Annotated in this window: 21 protein-coding genes; 17 read left to right on the forward strand and 4 right to left on the reverse strand. The window is 67.7% G+C overall.

All coding sequences use genetic code 11. From position 1 onward, the window contains the following. The first annotated feature begins 20 nt into the window (after nucleotides 1–20). From nuoF to ACQP1K_RS02885, 10 genes are all read left to right on the forward strand, one after another. On the forward strand, nucleotides 21–1307 hold the full coding sequence (nuoF, locus tag ACQP1K_RS02840; protein WP_433499308.1) for an NADH-quinone oxidoreductase subunit NuoF: 1287 nt from the start codon (nucleotides 21–23) through the stop codon (nucleotides 1305–1307). Beyond that, on the forward strand, nucleotides 1304–3721 hold the full coding sequence (locus ACQP1K_RS02845) for an NADH-quinone oxidoreductase subunit G (protein ID WP_433499309.1): 2418 nt from the start codon (nucleotides 1304–1306) through the stop codon (nucleotides 3719–3721). Before nuoF ends, ACQP1K_RS02845 begins: the two co-directional genes overlap by 4 nt. After that, a complete protein-coding gene (nuoH, locus tag ACQP1K_RS02850; protein WP_433499310.1) occupies nucleotides 3718–5076 on the forward strand; it encodes an NADH-quinone oxidoreductase subunit NuoH in 1359 nt (452 codons plus the stop codon). The genes ACQP1K_RS02845 and nuoH overlap by 4 nt, the downstream gene beginning before the upstream one ends. Then, nucleotides 5063–5578, forward strand: coding sequence for an NADH-quinone oxidoreductase subunit NuoI (nuoI, locus tag ACQP1K_RS02855; RefSeq protein ID WP_433499311.1), 516 nt, complete (start codon nucleotides 5063–5065; stop codon nucleotides 5576–5578). Before nuoH ends, nuoI begins: the two co-directional genes overlap by 14 nt. After that, a complete protein-coding gene (locus tag ACQP1K_RS02860; RefSeq protein WP_433499312.1) occupies nucleotides 5571–6431 on the forward strand; it encodes an NADH-quinone oxidoreductase subunit J in 861 nt (286 codons plus the stop codon). Before nuoI ends, ACQP1K_RS02860 begins: the two co-directional genes overlap by 8 nt. Further along, complete coding sequence (nuoK, locus tag ACQP1K_RS02865; protein WP_433499313.1) at nucleotides 6428–6724, forward strand: NADH-quinone oxidoreductase subunit NuoK; 297 nt, start codon at nucleotides 6428–6430, stop codon at nucleotides 6722–6724. The genes ACQP1K_RS02860 and nuoK overlap by 4 nt, the downstream gene beginning before the upstream one ends. A 75-nt stretch (nucleotides 6725–6799) precedes the next feature. Continuing rightward, entirely contained in the window at nucleotides 6800–8644 is a 1845-nt protein-coding gene (nuoL, locus tag ACQP1K_RS02870) for an NADH-quinone oxidoreductase subunit L (protein WP_433501466.1), read from the forward strand. Then, nucleotides 8644–10170: an NADH-quinone oxidoreductase subunit M gene (locus tag ACQP1K_RS02875; RefSeq protein WP_433499314.1), complete on the forward strand. Its 1527-nt coding sequence runs from the start codon at nucleotides 8644–8646 to the stop codon at nucleotides 10168–10170. The genes nuoL and ACQP1K_RS02875 overlap by 1 nt, the downstream gene beginning before the upstream one ends. A 35-nt stretch (nucleotides 10171–10205) precedes the next feature. After that, on the forward strand, nucleotides 10206–11720 hold the full coding sequence (gene nuoN / locus ACQP1K_RS02880; RefSeq protein WP_433501467.1) for an NADH-quinone oxidoreductase subunit NuoN: 1515 nt from the start codon (nucleotides 10206–10208) through the stop codon (nucleotides 11718–11720). 11 nt (nucleotides 11721–11731) lie between these two features. Further along, nucleotides 11732–12721 (forward strand): polyprenyl synthetase family protein, encoded by a 990-nt coding sequence (locus tag ACQP1K_RS02885; protein ID WP_433499315.1) that lies wholly within the window; start codon nucleotides 11732–11734, stop codon nucleotides 12719–12721. 13 nt (nucleotides 12722–12734) lie between these two features. Here ACQP1K_RS02885 and rarD read toward each other — a convergent pair whose 3' ends face one another. Further along, nucleotides 12735–13646, reverse strand: coding sequence for an EamA family transporter RarD (rarD, locus tag ACQP1K_RS02890; protein ID WP_433499316.1), 912 nt, complete (start codon nucleotides 13644–13646; stop codon nucleotides 12735–12737). A 127-nt stretch (nucleotides 13647–13773) separates the two neighbouring features. Between rarD and msrA the strand changes: the two genes are divergently transcribed. The 6 genes from msrA to ACQP1K_RS02920 all read left to right on the forward strand — a co-directional run bounded on the left by msrA (nucleotide 13774) and on the right by ACQP1K_RS02920 (nucleotide 17333). Beyond that, nucleotides 13774–14436 carry a peptide-methionine (S)-S-oxide reductase MsrA gene (gene msrA, locus ACQP1K_RS02895; RefSeq protein WP_433499317.1) on the forward strand — a complete coding sequence of 221 codons (663 nt, stop codon included), beginning with the start codon at nucleotides 13774–13776 and terminating at the stop codon, nucleotides 14434–14436. A gap of 369 nt (nucleotides 14437–14805) precedes the next feature. Continuing rightward, nucleotides 14806–15255: an excisionase family DNA-binding protein gene (locus ACQP1K_RS02900; RefSeq protein WP_433499318.1), complete on the forward strand. Its 450-nt coding sequence runs from the start codon at nucleotides 14806–14808 to the stop codon at nucleotides 15253–15255. Nucleotide 15256: 1 nt separating this feature from the next. Beyond that, a complete protein-coding gene (locus ACQP1K_RS02905) occupies nucleotides 15257–15811 on the forward strand; it encodes a PIN domain-containing protein (RefSeq protein ID WP_433499319.1) in 555 nt (184 codons plus the stop codon). A gap of 18 nt (nucleotides 15812–15829) precedes the next feature. Then, nucleotides 15830–16117 (forward strand): hypothetical protein, encoded by a 288-nt coding sequence (locus ACQP1K_RS02910; protein WP_433499320.1) that lies wholly within the window; start codon nucleotides 15830–15832, stop codon nucleotides 16115–16117. 385 nt (nucleotides 16118–16502) lie between these two features. Continuing rightward, nucleotides 16503–16811, forward strand: coding sequence for a type II toxin-antitoxin system prevent-host-death family antitoxin (locus ACQP1K_RS02915; protein ID WP_433499321.1), 309 nt, complete (start codon nucleotides 16503–16505; stop codon nucleotides 16809–16811). Nucleotides 16812–16814: 3 nt separating this feature from the next. Continuing rightward, complete coding sequence (locus tag ACQP1K_RS02920) at nucleotides 16815–17333, forward strand: type II toxin-antitoxin system RelE family toxin (RefSeq protein ID WP_433499322.1); 519 nt, start codon at nucleotides 16815–16817, stop codon at nucleotides 17331–17333. Between the two features lie 197 nt (nucleotides 17334–17530). Here the strand turns inward: ACQP1K_RS02920 and ACQP1K_RS02925 are convergent, their stop codons facing one another. Next, nucleotides 17531–18397 (reverse strand): alpha/beta fold hydrolase, encoded by an 867-nt coding sequence (locus ACQP1K_RS02925; protein ID WP_433499323.1) that lies wholly within the window; start codon nucleotides 18395–18397, stop codon nucleotides 17531–17533. A gap of 100 nt (nucleotides 18398–18497) precedes the next feature. On the opposite strand from ACQP1K_RS02925, the gene ACQP1K_RS02930 reads away from it, so the two are divergent. After that, nucleotides 18498–18959: a MarR family winged helix-turn-helix transcriptional regulator gene (locus ACQP1K_RS02930; RefSeq protein WP_433499324.1), complete on the forward strand. Its 462-nt coding sequence runs from the start codon at nucleotides 18498–18500 to the stop codon at nucleotides 18957–18959. A gap of 138 nt (nucleotides 18960–19097) precedes the next feature. On the opposite strand, the gene ACQP1K_RS02935 is transcribed toward ACQP1K_RS02930, so the two are convergent. Further along, entirely contained in the window at nucleotides 19098–19583 is a 486-nt protein-coding gene (locus ACQP1K_RS02935) for a GDYXXLXY domain-containing protein (protein WP_433499325.1), read from the reverse strand. Between the two features lie 102 nt (nucleotides 19584–19685). Then, entirely contained in the window at nucleotides 19686–20879 is a 1194-nt protein-coding gene (locus ACQP1K_RS02940; RefSeq protein ID WP_433499326.1) for a DUF2157 domain-containing protein, read from the reverse strand. Nucleotides 20880–21066: the final 187 nt, after the last annotated feature.

The raw sequence follows: 21066 nt of genomic DNA on the forward strand, positions 1-21066 counted from the left end.
CGAGGAGCGGTGAGCGACCGATGACACAGCTGACTCCGGTGCTGACCAGGAACTGGGACCGGCCGGACTCGTTCACGATCGACGGATACGGCGGGTACGCCGCGGCCAAGAAGGCCCTCGGCATGGACCCCGACGCCGTCATCCAGATGGTCAAGGACTCGGGGCTGCGGGGCCGCGGCGGCGCGGGCTTCCCCACCGGCATGAAGTGGGGCTTCATCCCGCAGAACGACGGCAAGGCCCACTACCTCGTGGTGAACGCCGACGAGTCGGAGCCGGGGACCTGCAAGGACATCCCGCTCATGATGGCCAACCCGCATTCGCTGGTCGAGGGCGCCCTCATCACGGCCTACGCCATCCGCGCCAACCACGCGTTCATCTACGTACGCGGCGAGGTGCTCCACGTCGTCCGCCGGCTGCAGGCGGCGGTCCGGGAGGCGTACGAGAAGGGGTATCTCGGCGCCGACATCCTCGGCACCGGCTACGACCTCGAACTCGTCGTGCACACGGGCGCCGGGGCGTACATCTGCGGTGAGGAGACCGCACTGCTCGACTCGCTGGAGGGCTACCGCGGCCAGCCCAGGCTCAAGCCGCCGTTCCCTGCGGTCGCCGGCCTGTACGCCTGCCCGACGGTCATCAACAACGCCGAGTCGATCGCCTCGATCCCGAGCATCGTGGCCAACGGAGCCGACTGGTTCGCGGGCATGGGCACCGAGAAGTCCAAGGGCTTCGGGATCTTCTCCCTGTCCGGGCACGTGACCCGGCCGGGGCAGTACGAGGCGCCGCTCGGCATCACGCTGCGCGAGCTGCTCGACATGGCGGGCGGCGTCCGGGCCGGGCATGAGCTGAAGTTCTGGACCCCGGGCGGGTCCTCGACGCCGATCTTCACAGCCGAGCACATGGACGTTCCGCTCGACTTCGAGTCGGTCGGGGCCAAGGGTTCGATGCTGGGCACCCGGGCGCTGCAGATCTTCGACGAGACGACCTGCGTGGTGCGCGCCGTGATGCGCTGGAGCGAGTTCTACGCGCACGAGTCGTGCGGGAAGTGCACGCCGTGCCGCGAGGGCACCTACTGGTTCAAGCTGATGCTCCGGCGGCTGGAGAAGGGCCAGGGCACCGAGGAGGACCTGGAGAAGATCGTCGACATCGCGGACAACATCCTCGGCCGCGCGTTCTGCGCGCTGGGCGACGGCGCCACCAGCCCGGTCTACTCGTCGGTGAAGTACTTCCGCGACGAATACCTCAAGCACTTCGAGATCGGCGGCTGCCCGTTCGATCCCGCTGCTTCCACCGTGTGGGGGACCAAGTGAGCATCCAGACGACCTCGTCCGGGCCGGGCGAGCGGCCGGTGGACATGGTGACGCTCACCATCGACGGCTTCCAGGTGTCCGTCCCGAAGGGGACGGTGATCATCCGGGCGGCCGAGCTGCTGGGCATCCAGATCCCGAGGTTCTGCGATCACCCGCTGCTCGACCCGGCCGCGAGCTGCCGCCAGTGCCTGGTGGAGATCCCCGACGCGGGCAACGGCCGCGGTTTTCCCAAGCCGCAGCCCTCGTGCGCCATCGAGGTCGCCGAGGGCATGGTGGTGCAGACGCAGTTCACCTCCGCCGTCGCGGAGAAGGCGCAGCGCGGGGTCATGGAGTTCCTCCTGATCAACCACCCGCTCGACTGCCCGATGTGCGACAAGGGCGGCGAGTGCCCGCTGCAGAACCAGGCGATGTCCAACGGCCAGGGCGAGACCCGGTTCGAGGAGCAGAAGCGGACCTTCTCCAAGCCGATCTCGCTGTCCACCGAGGTGCTGCTCGACCGTGAGCGCTGCATCCAGTGCGCGCGGTGCATCCGGTTCTCCGACCAGATCGCCGGCGACCCGTTCATCGAGTTCTTCGAGCGCGGATGGCAGGAGCAGGTGCGGACGGCCGACGGCGAGCCGTTCCACTCCTACTTCTCCGGCAACACCGTGCAGATCTGCCCGGTGGGCGCGCTCACCGGGGCGGCCTACCGGTTCCGCGCCCGGCCGTTCGACCTGGTGTCGACGCCGAGCGCGTGCGAGCACTGCGCCTCCGGCTGCGCGCTGCGCACCGACCACCGGCGCGGCAAGGTCACCCGCCGCCTGGCCGGGGACGACCCGCAGGTCAACGAGGAGTGGAACTGCGACAAGGGCCGCTGGGCCTTCACCTACGCGACCCAGCCCGACCGGCTGAAGTCGCCGCTCATCCGCGACGAGGAGGGCAGGCTGGTCCCGACCTCCTGGCCGGAGGCGCTGCGAATCGCGGCCGAAGGCCTCAGCCGGGCACGCGGCCGGGCCGGCGTGCTGGTCGGCGGGCGGCTCACCGTCGAGGACGCCTACGCCTACAGCAAGTTCGCCAGGATCGCCCTGGGCGGCAACGACATCGACTTCCGGGCCCGCCCGCACTCGGCAGAGGAGGCGGCCTTCCTCGCCCACGCCATCGCGGGGCGGGGCATCGAGGTCTCCTACACCGACCTGGAGAACGCCCCGGCGGTGCTCCTGGCCGGCTTCGAGCCCGAGGAGGAGTCGCCCATCGTCTTCCTGCGGCTGCGCAAGGCCGCGCGGAAGAAGGGGCTCAAGGTCTACGCGCTGGCGCCGTACACGACGCCCGGTCTGACCAAGATGAACGGCACGCTGATCAGGACCGTCCCCGGCGCGGAGGCGGCGGCGATCGGCGGTCTCATCTCCGGCGAGCTGCCGCCCGCCGGAACCCTCCCCGCCGGGACCATCGTGCTCGCAGGCGAGCGCCTGGCCACCGCGCCCGGCGCGCTGTCGGCGCTGGTACGGCTCTCGCAGGCCACCGGGGCGCGGATCGCCTGGGTGCCGCGGCGGGCCGGCGAGCGGGGCGCGCTGGAGGCGGGCGCGCTGCCCGGCCTGCTGCCGATCGGCCGCCCGGTCGACGACGAGACCGCGCGCGGCGAGGTCGCCCGTGTCTGGAATGTGGCCGCCCTGCCCGAAACCCCGGGCCGGGACACCGCGGGCATCATCGAGGCGGCGTTGAGCGAGGAGCTCGACGCGCTGGTCGTCGCCGGCGTCGACCCCTACGACCTGCCCGATCCGGACAGGGCCCTGGCGGCGCTGGAGAACATGCCGTTCATCGTCAGCCTGGAGATCCGGGCGAGCGCGGTCACCGACCGCGCCGACGTGGTGCTGCCGGTCGCCGCCGTGGCCGAGAAGTCGGGTACGTTCGTCGACTGGGAGGGCAGGGGCCGCCAGTTCGAGGTGGCCACCGCGGTCCCCGGCCTGATGAGCGATCTGCGGGTCGTCACGTCGATCGCCGACTACATGGACGTGCACCTCGGCCTGCCGGACGCCGCGGCCGCCCGCCGCGAGATGGCCGAGCTGCGAGCCTGGCGGGGCAGCCGGCCCGCCGCCCCGGCGGTGACCGGACACCCGGCCCGTGAGCCGCGCGCGGGCGAGGCCGTACTGGCCACCTGGCACCTGCTGCTGGACGACGGCCGACTCCAGGACGGCGAGCCGTACCTGGCCGGCACGGCCCGCCCGGCGGCGGCGCTGCTGTCGGAGGCGACCGCGGCCGAGATCGGCGCGGTGGACGGCGGAAAGATCACCATCGGCGACGGTGTGATCCTGCCGGTGCGCATCGCCGACCTGCCGGACCGCGTGGTCTGGGTGCCGTCGAACTCCGCCGGCCTGTCCGTCACCCGCGACCTGAGTGCCGTGGGCGGAGACGTCGTAACGATCGGGAGCGTGTCGTGAACAACGTACCCACGCTGAACGACTTCGGCCATGATCCCCTGTGGATCACCATCATCAAGGCCGTCGCGATCTTCGTGTTCCTGATGCTGGGCGTGCTGTTCGGCGTGTGGACCGAGCGCAAGCTCATCGGGCGCATGCAGCACCGCTACGGCCCCAACAGAGCGGGCAAGTTCGGCCTGCTCCAGTCGGTGGCCGACGGTCTGAAGATGGGGCTGAAGGAAGACATCATGCCCCGCACGGTGGACAAGGTCATCTACTTCCTGGCCCCGGTGATCATCGCCGTGCCGGCGTTCCTGGCCTTCTCCGTCGTGCCGTTCGGGCCGATGGTCTGGATGTTCGGCCACAAGACGCCGCTGCAGCTCACCGACCTTCCGGTCGCGGTGCTGCTGGTGCTGGCCACCGCCTCGATCGGCGTCTACGGCATCGTGCTCGCGGGCTGGGGCTCGCGTTCGCCGTACGCCGTGCTGGGCGGTCTGCGGTCGGCCGCCCAGGTCGTGTCGTACGAGGTCGCGATGGGCCTGTCGTTCGTGGCGGTCTTCCTCCACGCGGGCTCGCTGTCCACCTCGGAGATCGTGGCGTCGCAGGCACACGGCGGCACATTGGACATCTTCGGGCTGAGCATCCCGACGCCCTCGTGGTACGTCTTCTCGCTGGCCCCGTCGTTCGCGATCTACGCGATCACGATGCTGGGCGAGACGAACCGCGTGCCGTTCGACCTGCCGGAGGGCGAGGGCGAGCTGGTCGGCGGGTTCCACACCGAGTACGCCTCGTCGCTGAAGTTCGCGATGTTCATGCTCGCCGAGTACGTGAACATCTTCACCGTGTCCGCGATGGCGATCACGCTGTTCTTCGGCGGCTGGCGAGCGCCCTGGCCGATCTCGATATGGGACGGGGCGAACACCGGCTGGTGGCCCATGCTGTGGTTCTTCATCAAGCTGGTCCTCGTGTTCGCGTGCTTCGTCTGGGTGCGCGCCACGCTGCCTCGCGTAAGGTACGACCAGCTCATGGCCTTCGGGTGGAAGGTGCTGATCCCGTTCAACCTGGGCTGGATCATGATCGCCGCCACCTTCAAGGCCCTGCGGATGCCGGACACCACCCGCGGCGCCGTCCTGGCCATCGGAGCGGTGATCCTGGTCGGCGCCTTCGCGATCTGGCTGCGCTTCGATACGGTCAACCAGCGGCGCAGGGAGGCCAAGGCGGCCGAGACCGAGGCGGAGTTCGAGCAGTTGCGTGAGGAGCCGACGGCGGGCGGGTTCCCGGTGCCGCCGCTCGACCTCCCGCACTATCACGGAGTCGTGCCGCGACAAGCGCGTCTTCACGCTGACGCCAAGGAGGTGACCAGTGGGAGCAACTGATTGGCTGAACCCGATCAAGGGATTCGGCGTCACCTTCCACCACATGTTCAAGAAGCCGGTGACCGTTCAGTACCCGGAGGAGAAGCGGCCCACAGCGCCGCGCTTCCATGGGCGGCACCAGCTGAACCGGTGGCCGGACGGGCTGGAGAAGTGCATCGGCTGTGAGCTGTGCGCATGGGCCTGCCCCGCCGACGCGATCTACGTCGAGGGCGGGGACAACACCGAGACCGAGCGGTACTCGCCCGGTGAGCGGTACGGGCGCGTCTACCAGATCAACTATCTGCGGTGCATCCTGTGCGGCCTGTGCATCGAGGCGTGTCCCACCCGGGCGCTCACGATGACCAACGAGTTCGATCTGGCGGACTCCAGCCGCGAATCGCTGATCTTCACCAAGGAGATGCTCCTCGCGCCGCTGGGACCAGGCATGGAGCAGCCGCCCCACCCGATGCGTCTCGGCGAGACCGAAGAGGACTACTACCGGTTGGGTCGTAGCAATGGGTGAGTCCATCACGTTCTGGGTGCTCGCGGTCGTCTCGGTGACCGCCGCACTCGGACTCGTATTCAGCCGGAGGGCCGTATATTCGGCCCTCATGCTCGGCGTCGTCATGATCTCGCTGGCGGTGCTGTACGCCGTCCAGGACGCTCCGTTCCTGGCGGTCGTGCAGATCATCGTCTACACCGGCGCGGTCATGATGCTGTTCCTGTTCGTGCTGATGCTCGTGGGCGTCGACTCCTCGGACTCTCTGGTGGAGACGATCAAGGGCCAGCGGTTCTGGGCGATCATCGCCGGGATCGGCTTCGCCGCACTGCTGGGGCTCGGCATCGGCAACGTGCTGATGACGGCGCCCAAGGGGCTGGCCGCGGTCACCGCGGCCGGCAACGTGCCGTCCCTGGCCGAGCAGATCTTCACGCGGCACGTGTTCGCGTTCGAGGTGACCTCGGCGCTGCTGATCACCGCCGCGCTCGGCGCGATGGTGCTGGCCCACCGGGAGCGCACCGAGGGCAAGCCGACGCAGAAGCAGCTGTCGCGGGCCAGGTTCCTCGCCTTCGGCAAGACGGGCAAGAACCCGGCTCCGCTGCCCGGCCCCGGCACCTACGCCCGGCACAACTCGATCGACATGCCGGCGCTGCTGCCCGACGGGGCCGTCTCGCTGCTGTCGGTCAACCGGATCATCGCCCGGCACGAGGCCATCGAGGGCACCATCGACCCCGAGATCGCGCGGATCCTCCAGGAGGAGGCGCTCGCCGAGCAGCAGGCGGCCGACACGAGGCCGACCAAGCCGCTCGATGACGAGATCGGGGACACCGAGCCGCTGGCCGACACCGAACCGCTGGTGGAGGAGGACGCCAAGTGACGACGCACTATCTCGTGCTCTCCGCGCTGCTGTTCACCATCGGCGGTGTCGGCGTGCTCGTACGGCGCAACGCCATCGTGGTGTTCATGTGCGTGGAGCTCATGCTCAACGCCTGCAACCTGGCGTTCGTCACCTTCGCCCGGCAGAACGGCAGTCTCGACGGGCAGGTCATCGCGTTCTTCGTGATGATCGTGGCCGCGGCCGAGGTCGTCATCGGCCTGGCCATCATCGTGACGATCTTCCGAACCCGCAGGTCCGCGTCGGTCGATGACGCGAGCCTGCTGAAGCACTAAGAGGTAGCCGTGGAACCCGCTGAGATCGCATCGATCGCCCAGCACTCCGGGGGGGCGATCGGCGTCGCCTGGCTGATGATCGCCCTGCCCCTGGTGGGAGCGGCCGTCCTCCTGCTGGGCGGACGCAGGACCGACAAGTTCGGCCACCTGCTGGGCGTCCTCATGGCCGTCGCGTCCTTCGTGGTCGCCGCACTGGTCTTCGTCCAGCTGCTGGGCTTCGCACCGGGTGAGCGCCGCCGCGGGGTCACGCTGTTCGAGTTCATCCCCGGCCTCGTCGACAACGTGGGCCTGCTGGTCGACCCGTTGTCGATCTCGTTCTGCCTGCTGATCACCGGTGTCGGCTCGCTGATCCACATCTACTCGATCGGCTACATGGCGCACGACCCGGCCAGGCGGCGTTTCTTCGCCTACCTGAACCTGTTCGTGGCGGCGATGCTGCTGCTGGTGCTGGCCGACAACTACCTGGTCCTGTTCGTCGGCTGGGAGGGCGTGGGCCTGGCGTCGTACCTGCTGATCGGGTTCTGGCAGCACAAGCCCTCGGCGGCCACCGCGGCCAAGAAGGCCTTCGTCGTCAACCGGGTCGGCGACGTCGGTCTGCTGATCGCGATGTTCGCGATCTTCGCGACGTTCCACTCACTGACCTTCAGCGGGGTGCTCGACCGGGTGGGCGACGCCTCGCAGGGCACGCTGACCGCGATCGGCCTGCTGCTGCTGGTCGGCGCGTGCGGCAAGTCGGCGCAGCTTCCGCTGCAGGCGTGGCTTCTGGACGCGATGGAGGGCCCGACCCCGGTCTCGGCCCTCATCCACGCCGCGACCATGGTCACCGCCGGCGTCTACCTGATCGTCAGGTCCGGCCCGATCTTCGAGGGCACCGGGACCGCCCAGCTCGTCGTGACGATCGTCGGTGTGGCCACCCTGCTCGCCGGTGCGATCATCGGTACCGCCAAGGACGACATCAAGAAGGCCCTCGCCGGGTCGACGATGTCGCAGATCGGCTACATGGTGCTCGCGGCGGGTATCGGCCCGGCCGGGTACGCCTTCGCCATCGCGCACCTGATCACGCACGGCTTCTTCAAGGCCAACCTGTTCCTCGGCGCCGGATCGATCATGCACGCCATGAACGACGAGGTCGACATGCGGAAGTACGGCGGCCTGCGTACGGTCATGCCGATCACGTTCGCGACCTTCCTCATCGGCTACCTGGCGATCATCGGGTTCCCGCTGCTGTCCGGCTACTTCACCAAGGACGGCATCATCGAGACCGCGATGGAGTACAGCGCGGTCCTCGGCTGGCTGGCCGTGCTCGGCGCAGGCATCACCGGCTTCTACATGTCCCGTCTGGTGTTCATGACCTTCTTCGGGAAGAAGAGGTGGGACGCCAAGGCTCACCCGCACGAGTCGCCGGCCGTGATGACCTGGCCGCTGATCCTGCTGTCGATCGGCTCGATCGCCCTGGGCGCGTTCCTTATCCTGGGCAACCGGTTCATGATCTTCCTGTCGCCCGCTGTCGGGGCGCCGGAGCACCTGCCCGCCTTCGATCCGTTCAGCGTGCCCGGGCTCACGACGATCGCGCTGGTCGCGGTCGGCGCGGTGTTCGCCTGGATGCGGTACGGCGCCGCCGAGGTGCCGGCGACCGCCCCGCGCGGCTCGTTCCTCACCACGTTCGCCCGCCGTGACCTGTACGGCGACGCGCTGAACGAGGCGCTGTTCATGCGGCCCGGCCAGTGGCTGACGCGGCTGGCGGTGTTCTTCGACAATCGCGGGGTGGACGGCGTGGTCAACGGGCTCGCCGCGTTCATCGGCGGCACGTCGGGCCGGGTGCGCAGGATCCAGACCGGATTCGTCCGCTCGTACGCGCTGTCGATATTCGTCGGCGCCGCCGTCCTGGTCGGTGCCTGGTTCGTCGTAGGGAACCTGTGATGCCCTGGCTTTCAACCCTGATGGGCGTGTCCGTACTGGGCGCGCTGGGTGTGACCCTGATCCGGAACGACAAGCTCGCCAAGCAGTTCACCCTGCTGGTCTCGCTCATCGTTCTGGCGCTGACCGTCACCATGGCGGTGCAGTTCAGCCCGAACGGCGACCAATGGCAGTTCCAGGAGAACCACAGCTGGATCCCGGCGTTCGGGATCAACTACAGCCTGGCCGTCGACGGCATCGCACTCGTGCTGATCCTGCTGTCGGTGATCCTGGTGCCGATCGTGGTGCTGGCCTCATGGCATGACGCCGAGAAGGGCAAGCGCTCGGTCCGGACGTACTTCTCGCTGATCCTCGTGCTCGAAGCCATGATGATCGGCGTCTTCGCCGCGACCGACGTCTTCCTCTTCTACGTCCTCTTCGAGGCCATGCTGATCCCGATGTACTTCATGATCGGGTCGTACGGCGGGGCGCAGCGATCGTACGCCGCGGTCAAGTTCCTGCTGTACTCGCTGTTCGGCGGGCTGCTGATGCTGGTCGCGGTGATCGCGCTCTACTCGATCGCCGGCAAGAACACGTTCATGCTCTCCGACCTGATCGGCACCGTCCAGGACGTGAACACGCAGAAGTGGCTGTTCCTCGGCTTCTTCATCGCGTTCGCGATCAAGGCTCCGCTGTGGCCGTTCCACACCTGGCTGCCCGACGCGGCCGCCCAGGCTCCCGCGGGCGCCGCCGTACTGCTGGTCGGCGTGCTCGACAAGGTCGGCACCTTCGGCATGCTGCGCTTCTGCCTGCAGCTGTTCCCCGACGCATCGGCGTACTTCACGCCGCTGGTGATCGTGCTGGCGGTGATCGGAGTGATCTACGGCGCGATCGTGGCCATCGGGCAGACCGACATGATGCGGCTCATCGCCTATACCTCGGTCTCGCACTTCGGGGTGATCACCCTGGGCGTGTTCGCGATGACCAAGGGCAACCCCGGGGCGCAGGACGCCGGCGCCGGCGCCACGCTCTACATGGTCAACCACGGCTTCTCGACGGGCGCGCTGTTCCTGATCGTCGGCTTCCTCATCTACCGTCGCGGCTCGCAGTTCATCGCGGACTACGGCGGCGTGCAGAAGGTCGCCCCGATCCTCGCGGGGACGTTCCTCGTGGCGGGTCTGTCCAGCCTCTCGCTGCCGGGGCTCAGCACGTTCGTGAGCGAGTTCATGGTGCTGTCCGGCGCGTTCCGGCTGCACGTCCCGGCCGCCGCGATCGCCACGATCGGCGTCATCCTGGCCGCCATCTACATCCTGTGGATGTACCAGCGGACGATGAACGGGCCGACGGCGGAGTCCGTCAAGACCCTGCCCGACCTCAACGCGCGGGAGAAGTGGGTCGTGGCGCCGCTGGTCGCGCTGCTGCTCGTCTTCGGCTTCTACCCCAAGCCGCTGCTCGACGTCATCAATCCGGCGGTGAAGGACACGCTGTCCAGCGTCTCGGTCACCGCTGATCAGGCCGCTGCCGCACACGGTGTCAAGGAGGCCAAGTGAACGGCACCATTCCAGCGCCGACAATCGAGTACGGCATGCTGGCGCCGCTGCTCGTCGTCTTCGGCGCGGCGATCGCGGGCGTGCTGGTCGAGGCGTTCGCCCCGCGCTACCTGCGTTCGGCGATCCATCTGCCGATCACGCTGCTGTCGCTGCTGATCTCTTTCGGGCTGATCGTCTGGCAGTGGATCCAGGGCGTGCCGACCAAGGCCGCCGCTATGGGCGCCATCGCGGTCGACGGTCCGGCGATGTTCATCTGGGGCACCATCCTGGTGCTGGGGTTCGTCAGCGTGCTGCTCATCAATGACGAGGGGCAATTCGTCGGCGCGGCCGCCGCCGTACCCGGCTCGGCCGAGGAGGAGCAGGCGCTGTACGAGGGGGCGGCCCACACCGAGGTCTACCCGCTCGTGCTGTTCGCCGTCGGCGGCATGATGCTGTTCCCGGCAGCCAACGACCTGCTCATCGCGTTCGTGGCCCTCGAAGTCATGTCGCTGCCGCTGTACCTGCTGTGCGGTCTGGCGCGCCGTCGCCGCCTGCTCTCGCAGGAGGCCGCGATGAAGTACTTCCTGCTGGGCGCATTCTCCTCCGCCTTCTTCCTGTACGGCACGGCCATGATCTACGGCTACGCCAACTCGCTCGACCTGGCGAAGATCGGCGCCACCCTGGGCACGGTCGGCGGCCAGGACATGCTGCTCTACCTCGGCGGCGCGATGATCAGCGTCGGCCTGCTGTTCAAGATCGGTGGGGCGCCGTTCCAGGCCTGGAAGCCCGACGTCTACCAGGGTGCGCCCACCCCGATCACCGCGCTCATGGCGTCGGGCACGCTGATCGCCGCCTTCGGCGCGCTGGTGCGGGTCTTCTGGGTCGCCCTCGGCGGCCTGGACTGGGACTGGCGGCCGGTCTTCTACGGTGTGGCGGCTCTCACGATGCTGGTCGGCGCGATCCTCGCGATCACCCAGACCGACATCAAGCGGATGCTGGCCTACTCGTCGATCTCGCACAGCGGTTTCCTGCTCATCGGTGTGATCGCCACCGGCAGCGCCCAGGCCCAGAACACCTCGGCCCTGTCGGGGATCCTGTTCTACCTGGTGGCGTACGGCTTCACCATTGTCGGCGCCTTCGCGGTGGTCACCATGGTGCGCGACCCCGGCGGCGAGGCCTGGCACCTGTCCCGCTGGGCCGGGCTGGGCAAGCGCTCGCCGCTGCTCGCCGGGGTGTTCACCTTCTTCCTGCTCGCCTTCGCCGGAATTCCGTTGACCAGCGGTTTCTTCGGCAAGTACGTGATCTTCCAGGCGGCGATCACCGGAGGCGCGCTGTCGCTGGTCATCATCGGCGCGGTGGCCTCGGCCGTGGCCGCGTTCTTCTACGTCCGTGTGATCGTGCTCATGTTCTTCAGCGATCCGGCGGCTGACGGCCCCTCCGTGGTGCTGCCTTCGCGCGGCACGGCGGCTGTGGTCGGTCTCGCGGCATTGGCTACCGTAGTGCTCGGGGTCTTCCCGCAGCCGGTGCTGGACCTGGCGCACTCCGCTGCTCAGTCGTTGTTCGTACGTTAGGAGCTTTCGGTATGGCTGCGCCGCCCGTTGTGGACATCCCCGTTGTAGATGAGCGGCTGGCCGAGGACCTGGCGAACGGTCTGGAGTCGGTTGAGAAACTACTCCGGTCGTCCGTCGAGAGCGAGGACGCCTTCATCACGGAGGCGTCCAGGCATTTGATCGAGGCGGGCGGCAAGCGGTTCCGGGCGATGCTCGTCCTGCTCGCCGCCCAGTTCGGCAACCCTGGGGCCCCGGGCATCGTGCCCGGGGCCGTCGTCATCGAGTTGACCCATCTGGCGACGCTCTATCACGACGACGTGATGGACGAGGCCCGCGTGCGACGCGGTTCGCCGTCCGCCAACGCCCGGTGGGACAACACCGTGGCGATCCTCACCGGTGACTATCTCTTCGCCCAGGCGTCCGAGATCCTCGCCGACCTCGGCAGCGAGATGATCCGGGTCCAGGCCCGTACGTTCTCCCGCCTCGTCAGGGGCCAGATCAGGGAGACGGTCGGACCGGCCGAGGGCATCGACGACATCACCCACTACATCCGCGTGCTCGCCGACAAGACCGGCTCGCTCATCGCCACCTCCGGCCGTTTCGGCGCAATGCTCTCGGGTGCGCCGGTCGAGGTGGCCGATCGTGTCACCGAGGCGTGCGAGGCCATCGGCGTCGCCTGGCAGCTCGGCGACGACCTGATCGACGTGGCCTCGTCGGATTCGGGCAAGACGCCGGGCACCGATCTGCGCGAGGGCGTACGCACGCTTCCGGTGCTCCACGCGCTCGCGTCGGCCGACCCGGCGGACGCACGGCTGCGCGAGCTGCTGTCCGGTCCCGTGGCCGAGGAGGACCTGGCGGAGGCGCTGAGCCTGCTGCGCGCCCATGTGGCGATGACCCGGGCACGCGAGGAGCTGCTCCGCTGGTCGGACCGGGCGAAGACCGCGTTGTCCACCCTGCCGGACATTCCGGCCAGGACGGCGCTGATCGCCCTGTGCGACTACGTGGTCGAGCGCACCGGCTGATCGCCGCCCTCGCTCAGACGGTTTCCAGCGCGGGAGCCGTACGGTCGGCCCGCCTGGAGATCCGTACGGCACGGAGGCTGTCCCAGGTGAAGACGCACAGCGCGAGCCACACGATGACGAAGCCGACCCATCTGCTCGGCGGCATGACCTCGCGGGCCACCAGCACGCCGCACAGGAACTGCATGGTCGGGGTGATGTACTGCAGGAGCCCGATCGTCGAGAGCGGGACGCGGATGGCCGCGCCGTTGAAGCACATCAGCGGTATCGCGGTGACGATGCCGGTGGTGGCCAGCAGCAGCGTGTGTCCCGCGCCCTGGTGGCCGAACGCGCCGGTGCCGTTCCCCTCGATGACGATCAGATAGGTGAGCGCCGGCACCAGGAGCACCAGCGTCTCGATCGTGAGGCTCTCCGCGCTGCCGACCTGGGCCGCCTTCTTGAACAGGCCGTACGCGCCGAAGCTGGTCGCGAGGATCAGCGCGATCCACGGGGGGCGGCCGTAGTCCAGGGTGAGGACGATGACGGCCAGTCCGCCGAGCCCGACGGCGGCCCACTGCAGTGTGCGCAGCCGCTCACGGAAGATGACGACGCCGAAGAGCACGGTGACCAGGGGATTGATGAAGTAGCCCAGTGCGCTTTCGATGACGTGGCCGGAGTTGACCGCGTAGATGTAGACGCCCCAGTTGAGCGCGATCGTGACGGCCGCGACGGTGAGGAGGAGGAACTGGCGGCGGGTCAGCGAACGGAACCAGGACCAGTGGCGCCGGGCGGCCAGAATCGCGACGACGACGGCGAGGGACCACACCATCCGGTGGGCGAGGATCTCTACGGCACCCGCCGGCTTGAGCAGCGGCCAGTAAAGGGGGAAGAGGCCCCATATGGAGTAGGCGGCGATGCCGTAGAGGACACCCCGGCGGCTTTCAGGCATGAACCCTATCTTCGCTCCTTACCGGGATTAGTGACAAATAAGTATCCCTTGGGTCCGGGTTTAGGGTTGCTAAGGGGAGGAACAAGGTCGTGCCGGGTGTGGTTGGGAGCGGTGGGAGGTTTTGACGATGGGCTGGCTCTTCGGCAGGGACAAGACGACGATGGTAGACCCCGCGGACGCGCTGCCGGGCCGCGGTGAGGTCATGCCGGTGGCGGTCCGGCACCAGATCCTGGACGCGCCGCTCGCTCCGCCGTACCCGGACGGGACGGAGATCGCGGAGTTCGGTCTGGGGTGCTTCTGGGGCGCGGAGCGCAAGTTCTGGCAGACGCCGGGCGTCGTCTCGACGGCCGTCGGGTACGCGGGCGGATACACCACTAACCCGACGTACGAGGAGGTGTGCACCGGGATGACCGGACACGCCGAGGTCGTCCGCGTGGTCTTCGACCCGGCGACGGTGTCGTACGAGGAACTCCTCAAGGTGTTCTGGGAGGCCCACGACCCCACGCAGGGCATGCGGCAGGGCAACGACGTCGGGACGCAGTACCGATCGGCCGTCTACACGCACGGGCCGCGACAGGAGAAGTCCGCACTCGCCTCGAAGGAGGCATACCAGGAGGTGCTGACCAAGGCCGGGTACGGACCGATCACCACCGAGATCGCCCCCGCCCGTGAGTTCTACTTTGCGGAGGATTATCACCAGCAATACCTGTTCAAGGTGCCGAACGGCTACTGCGGCCTCAGCAGCACCGGCGTCGCCTGCCCCGTCGGCCTGACCACCGGCGAAGCTTGATCTCCGGGCTGATTTAGAGGTGACAGGTCAGCTCGTTCGTTGGAGTAGCAGCGTGACGAAACCCCGGTAACCGTGCAGCCACACGTCGCGGTGCTCCAGAGCTGCCGTGCGAGCAGTGTCGGCGTCCGGGCCGGGATGCTCGTTAGCCCAGCCCAGCGTCGTCCCTGTCCAGGACCACTCGTATTCGTCCCATTCGGCCAGGTCGCTGGCGGAGGCGTAGACCAGGTCGAAGCCGGCCGACTCGGCGGCGGTGACGGTGCCGAGCAGGTCCGAGGTAACCGCTCGCCCTCGAAGCGTGTCTGGACGATCACGTAGCGCTGTTGCGTTTATTGCGATTACGGCCGATACTGCAGGAAGGAGGTGCCTGGTATGTCAGTTGCTTCAATCCAGCCCAGCTCAAGAGATGCGGTGGCGGCTCGCGGCGCTCTTCCTCAGGTTCGCGGCTACCTGCGTCGCCATGGTGAGAGTCCAGCGCAGATCAACGTAGAAGTGGAGGAGACGCGGGAGGAGTTGGTACTGCCGCGCGCGGCAGTCGAGCTGCTGGCGACGATTCTGGCTCACATGGCCGCCGGTCGTGGAGTGTCGGTGGTGCCGGCTCATGCGGAACTGACGACTCAGGAAGCGGCTGATCTGCTCAACGTGTCACGGCCCTACCTCATAGGGCTTCTTGATGCCGGAGAGATCGAGTACCGCTTGGTGGGAACTCACAGGCGGATCAGAGCGGAATCGCTCATGGACTACAAGCGCAAAGATGACCAGCGGCGTCGTGAGGCCGCAGACGAGCTTTCGGCTATGACTCAAGAGTTGGGTTTCGACTGAGGTGGCCTTCGTCGTGGTTTACGATGCTTGCGTCCTTTATCCGAGTACGCTGCGTGATCTCCTGATAAGGATCGCGCAAGCGGGCTTGGTGCAAGCGAAGTGGACGAACCGAATCTTGGATGAGGTGTTCGACGCGATCAGCGGGAGACGTCCCGACATCCAAGTGGAAACTCTTCAGCGCACACGGTCTTTGATGGTGAAGGCAGTGCGTGACTGTCTGGTCACTGGCTATGAGCCCCTGATCGACAGCCTCAAGTTGCCTGACAGTAATGATCGCCACGTACTTGCTGCTGCGATTCGTGCCCGGGCACAAGTGATCGTTACAAACAATTTGAGGGACTTTCCCGCAGACTCTCTCTCCTGCTGGGATGTGGAGGCCAAAAGCGCGGACGACTTCGTCCTGGACCAGGTCCACCTCAACCAGAAGGTTGTCTGGGCATGCGTTCAGCAGATCGCTGATTCGTGGAAGAACCCGCCGGGTGTGGCTGAAGATGTCCTGGTCAGCCTGGAGAGAAGCGGTCTGGTCCAGTCGGTGGCTGAACTGAGAGTCGCCTGAGGGAAACTATTGCCTGAAGTGAAGGTCTACCACCGGCAATACCTGTTCAAGGTGCCGAATGGGTATTTCGCGATGCCTGAGGTCTTCCCCTGGGTCCGCCACCTCACCACGGACGAACTGCGGAGTTTCACGTTCGAGCTGGTCGAGGCTCTGTCCGACGCTGCAGAGTTGGACTTGGACAGCAGGTCCGAAGAAGTGATCGTGGGCTGGCGGGCGACGGCTCGGATCAAGGCGGACCCGGCGGAGTACGCGGACGCGCGTAAGCCTACGAGCGGAGACTTCGGACCGGTTGAGGCCTCTGTATGAGTCCCAAGCGTGGGGACCGTGTCACCGTTCCCCCTCCTGACGGTGAGTGGGACGTTCGCTTCGCTACCAGCGATGCGGCGAGGGGGTGGGAGGAATTGTGCAGGCACGCTCTGGCCAGCGCGCGGCGCTGCCTTGAAGCTTTACGCACAGATCCACGCTCGCGAGCAGATCACGATCGCCAGCATCGTCTCCGCGGCGACACGCATCCGGCCGTGACGCATAGCAGACCCTTAATGTATCCACGACGTGAGTCGGAGTGCTTCGAAGCGGTGATGTGAAAAGGGGACATGCCGATGCCGACCGTGGGGCAGAGGAGCTTCCCTGGATGCCTGCGCTGTAAGGCCGAGCACTGCCCGTTCTGTATAGGTTGCTGTACAGTAGTCGTATGACTGTGCTGCATGAAGCTGCCGAGTTGAGCGTCACAGAAGCGGCCCAGCGTGGGGTGGCCCGTCTGGTCGCCGATGCTGAACGTGGGACCGATCTGGTGGTGACCCGTAGGCATCAGCCGGTGGCGGCGGTCGTCAGCATCCGTCGCCTGGAAGAGTTGGAGGAGGCCGCCGCCGATCTCCGGGACTTGGCGCTCGTGCTCGCACGCTCGGTCACCGACACCGGAGAGCGTGTCCCGCTGGATGACGTGCTCTCCGCTTTCGGGCATACGCGGGAGTCGCTGGCCGCTCTGTCGGACGACGAGTAGCCCGTGTCTGACGTCGTCTTCACGGCCCCGGCAATCGATGACCTGCGGCGGATCGGCCCTGATGCTGTGCCGAAGGTGCTCAAGAAGATTCTGCTGCTGATAGAAAATCCGGAGGCCGGCTATCCACTGGGCGGGGAGCTGACCGGCTTTCGCAAGCTCGTGGTCGGGCGCAACACCTGGCGAATCGTCTACCGCATCACAGACGACAAGTCGATCGAGATCTGCGAAGTATCGGCTGTGGGCGAAAGAGCCGATGGTGAGGTCTACGCCGAGGCCACAGCAAGGGTTCGCGCCGCTGGCACGGGGCGTCCGGAGATAGTGCAGCTTGGCCAGATCATCGAACGCCTGGGTGCGCTGGCCGATCACATTCGCGTCGAGCAACCGCCTCCCAGGGAGGCGGTGCCGGATTGGCTCGCGGATCGCTTGATCTACACCGTCGGTATGTCACGCGAGGACGTCGCCGCCCTTGACTTGCAACAGGCAGTCGATCTCTGGGCTGACTTCCGCTCCAGGCCACGCTAGGCGCGAATTATTGCCCGAAGAGAACCGCTACCACCGGCGGTACCTGTTCAAGGTGCCGAATGGGGTATCGCGGCCACAGCGGCACCGGCGTCACCTGCCTGGTCGGTCTGACATCCGGCGAGGCCCGACCTGCGCCAACTGACTGATCCTGGCCCTCGGCCGCCCGGCTGTCCTCCTCGGCTGCGACGGAATCGCTTTCACGCCGCGGTCCTGTCGAGAAAGTCGACGACGCGGGTGTTGAGATCGGCGGCCTCGTGCCATGGCATCGCATGGTGAGAGAGGTTCGGTAGCACGGCGGTTTCCGCGTGCGGCAGGGTGCGGGCGATGGCGGATGCGACGTGATGAGGGGCGTGAGCCCTGCCGCGCCCGGCGAGGAGCACCAGCGTCGGCGTCGTGAGTGTGCGCAGCAGTTCGGGCCTGGGCCGCTTTCCGATCACGACTTTCGTATCCGGAAACTCCGCGGCCAGCCCGTACAGCCGTAGCCAGGCGGGGTCGGTTTCCGCACCACCGGTCTCCCACGTCAGGAAGGCCCGTGCGCGCGAGGCCGAAGGACGTATGAGGGACGGCAGCGCACGCGCCAGATATCCGACCCGGAATCCTTTGAAACATTGCGTCGGATCGAGGAGAACGAGCCGCCGAACCCGCCGGGGCGCGTGGAGACCGTGGGTCAGGGCGATCCATCCGCCGTAGGAGTGCCCGCATATGGTGGTGTCTTCGATCCCGAGCCCGTCGAGCACCCCGTCCAGCCAGTCGAGTAGGTCGGGGACATCGCGCGGGGGCCGTTCGCCCCGGATGCTCCGTCCCGGCTCGCCGATGCGGTCCACGGCGTACACCCGATGCCGGCGCGCGAGATCGGCGACGTTGGCGAACCACGTCGCTGCGGTGGTGCCACCGCCGTGCAGAAGGATCAGGGGCGGACCGTCCGCGGGCCCGCACGCGTTCACCCGCGTCGTGCCGTACGCCGACGGCAGGTCGATCGGCTCGACCGGGACCGGCCAAAGATCCAGGACCGCGTCATAGGCCGCGAGGAAGGCGGCGTTCGCACCGTGACCGTCATTGGACATGCCCCACCTCCACCACCAGTAACTTGCCAGCCATATCTCGCTCAACGAGATATTTACATGATGTGACAGTGGCCGACACGGAGGGAAGGCGGTAGACGACGTGCACGAACAGGATGCCGGGATGCGAGTGGTGCATCTGCTGCGCGCCGTCACCGTGGAGCTCGATCGGATCGGGGAGAAGTTCGCCGCCCGGCACGCTCTCCATCCGACCGATGTGCGCGCGCTCATCTGCCTCCTGGACGCCGCCCGCGCGGGCGCGCCCGCCACCCCGGGAATGCTGGGGGCGCACCTCGGCCTCAACTCCGCGGGCACCACCGCTGTGATCGACCGCCTGGAAAGGCTCGGTCATGTACGCCGGCAACGCGACACCCGTGACCGTCGGCGTGTGCTGCTGAAAGTGGATGAGAGCGCCGTAGCGCTCGGATGGAGCTTCTTCGGCCCGCTCATCCACGAGATCGTCGCCGTCATGGGACGCTTCGACACCGCGGATCAGGCGACTGTGGAGCGCTTCCTCGGGGACGTGCACGAGGCCGTCACCCGGCAGCGAACCGGCCAGGAGTAGCACTTGCGGCGTTCGATCACACCGGCGTCGGTCGCGAGGGCCAAACCCGTTTCCGGTGAGACGGTTCCTGCTTCCGTCAAGGGTGATCGTGGCGAACGCCAGGCCCTTTCTGAGGTCGCCGATTTCCCGCGTTCTCCCTCAGCGGGGCGCCAATCCCACCACGGCGGCGTTGCCGTTGGAGTCGATCTTGACGATGGCCGCCGCACGGTCGCCCACCAGCTCGTCCTGCACTCGCGCGGCCTTGTCCTGTGGGAGGAACAGGCTGTCGATGCCGCACGACAGCCACCCGTTGCCCGCGGACTCACAGGCGATGTAAGGGCCGCTCGCGGGTCGCTGCCACACGATGCCCGATCCCTTCCACAGGTGACCGTCCCGCACCAGTGGGACGTACACCCGGCCCGGCCGCTGACCATGGGGTGTGGGCAGGCCGGGGTAGGTCAGCTGGGCGTACGCGCCGCGCAGTGGGTCGATCGGGTCGACCGGGCCGACGGCCAGCCGATACTCCGTGCCGGTCATCCTCGCCGACAGCCGCGGGGCCACCGTCACCGCCAGCAGCACGGCCTGGAGGACGAGGGCCGCGGCGACCAGTACCGGGCGCGACAAGAAGACGGTTCGGCTGTTCATCGGATCCTCTTCCCAGACGCCGTGGGGTCGGCACCGTTCATCGGGGCCTCCCGGTCATCCCGGGGCCGAAACCGCCCATCCGGCACTCGGCGGCCGGGCCGGTCATCGGGTGGCCTTCATCAGGCGGTTGCGGCCGTAGTTCACCAGGAAGCCCGTGCCGATGAACACCACGCCGAGAACCAAGAACAGCGCCGCCCCGGTGAGCAGGGGTTGGAAGACGGCGAAGCTCTGCACGGTGACGAAGAGCACCAGCGCGGCCATCACCAGGTAGACGAGGTAGGACAGATCACGCCGGGCTGCGACGATGACGAACCAGGCGGCGGCAAGCACGTAGACCAGCGTGCCGACAACGGCCCGCGCCGTCTGCTCGGCGCTGAACCCGCCGGTGTACCCGTAGTCGCCCCGCGGGGTCCATATCACCAGCAGCACTGCCACCCCGATCATGCCCGCGATTGCGAGCGCCTCCCACCGTCCCTCTCTGCGGGCCAGGAAGACGGTGGCGATGGCGGTTCCCGCGGTGGCCAGTCCCGCCCACAGTGCCGGCGACCCGAACGGGCCGTCCGCGCCCACGCCGGGAAAGGCGGCGACGAACAGCCCGGACAGCGCCAGAACCACCCCGGCCAGCCGCCACGGCCCGGCGAACCGGGTCAGGCGCTCACCGTCCTGCCTGCGCCCGCTCGCCCGCAGGCGGTCGCCGTCGTGGAGGAGCGCGACCGCGGACGCCATCGCACCGGCGGCGAGCAGGCCGACGGCGACCGCACCGGCGCCGTCGCTCTGCTCGCCGATGAGCCAGCCGTACCACGCCGATGTGATCACTATGGCGACGACGAGCGGGCCCGCGGCCGCCGCGGCGTACGCGTATGCCAGCGCACCGCCCGCCCATACGCCGAGCAGGCCGGAGGTGTAGGCGGGGACCTGCAGACTCTGTGCCGCCTGAAAGATCACCCCTCCCCCGGCGAGCACGTTGACCAGCCTGGCCGCCTGGCGGCCGCCCTCGTGCGGGAGGGTTTCGCCGGCGACGGCCGCGCCGATCCACATCACCGTGATGCCCGCGAACCGGACAAGTGGTGATAATTGGTCGAGGTTGGCCGAGACCAGCCAGATCAGCCCGACGCCGAGGAAGCCGCCGCCGAGCAGCAGTACCAGCCTCTCCAGGCTGAGCCTCCGGCCGGGGGCATACCCGGCCGCGATGCGCCGTGCCGTGCCCTCGTCGATGACGCCCTCGGTCTGCCATCGGGCCAGCTCACCCTGTAGCCAGGCCAGGCGCCGAGCGGGAACCCGTCGCGTAGACTCCATCCCGCTCTTCCTCCCTCACTCCGTACGCCGAAAACGGTTTTTTCGGGGATACGGACGACTCGGCGGGCGAAAGGCTAATTTTGCCACCCTTGCCGGGCTCTCGGCCACCTCGCGACCCGGCCGCGGTTCTCCCACCGCTCGAACGGTCGCCGCTCGCCCGTTGTCCGCCAGGTGCGGGACCGGGTGA

Origin of the sequence: Sphaerimonospora sp. CA-214678 (genome assembly GCF_050942215.1) — a bacterium.
GTDB lineage: Bacteria > Actinomycetota > Actinomycetes > Streptosporangiales > Streptosporangiaceae > Sphaerimonospora.

Bases quoted from the DNA above. Each gene is read 5' to 3' on its own strand.
- nuoN (WP_433501467.1), top strand. From the start codon at position 10,206: ATGCTGGCGCCGCTGCTCGTCGTCTTCGGCGCGGCGATCGCGGGCGTG.
- ACQP1K_RS02900 (WP_433499318.1), top strand. From the start codon at position 14,806: ATGTCAGTTGCTTCAATCCAGCCCAGCTCAAGAGATGCGGTGGCGGCT.
- ACQP1K_RS02940 (WP_433499326.1), bottom strand. From the start codon at position 20,879: ATGGAGTCTACGCGACGGGTTCCCGCTCGGCGCCTGGCCTGGCTACAG.
- nuoL (WP_433501466.1), top strand. From the start codon at position 6,800: ATGATCGCCCTGCCCCTGGTGGGAGCGGCCGTCCTCCTGCTGGGCGGA.
- msrA (WP_433499317.1), top strand. From the start codon at position 13,774: ATGGGCTGGCTCTTCGGCAGGGACAAGACGACGATGGTAGACCCCGCG.
- ACQP1K_RS02885 (WP_433499315.1), top strand. From the start codon at position 11,732: ATGGCTGCGCCGCCCGTTGTGGACATCCCCGTTGTAGATGAGCGGCTG.
- ACQP1K_RS02915 (WP_433499321.1), top strand. From the start codon at position 16,503: ATGACTGTGCTGCATGAAGCTGCCGAGTTGAGCGTCACAGAAGCGGCC.
- ACQP1K_RS02860 (WP_433499312.1), top strand. From the start codon at position 5,571: ATGGGTGAGTCCATCACGTTCTGGGTGCTCGCGGTCGTCTCGGTGACC.
- ACQP1K_RS02925 (WP_433499323.1), bottom strand. From the start codon at position 18,397: ATGTCCAATGACGGTCACGGTGCGAACGCCGCCTTCCTCGCGGCCTAT.
- ACQP1K_RS02875 (WP_433499314.1), top strand. From the start codon at position 8,644: ATGCCCTGGCTTTCAACCCTGATGGGCGTGTCCGTACTGGGCGCGCTG.
- rarD (WP_433499316.1), bottom strand. From the start codon at position 13,646: ATGCCTGAAAGCCGCCGGGGTGTCCTCTACGGCATCGCCGCCTACTCC.
- nuoF (WP_433499308.1), top strand. From the start codon at position 21: ATGACACAGCTGACTCCGGTGCTGACCAGGAACTGGGACCGGCCGGAC.
- ACQP1K_RS02935 (WP_433499325.1), bottom strand. From the start codon at position 19,583: ATGAACAGCCGAACCGTCTTCTTGTCGCGCCCGGTACTGGTCGCCGCG.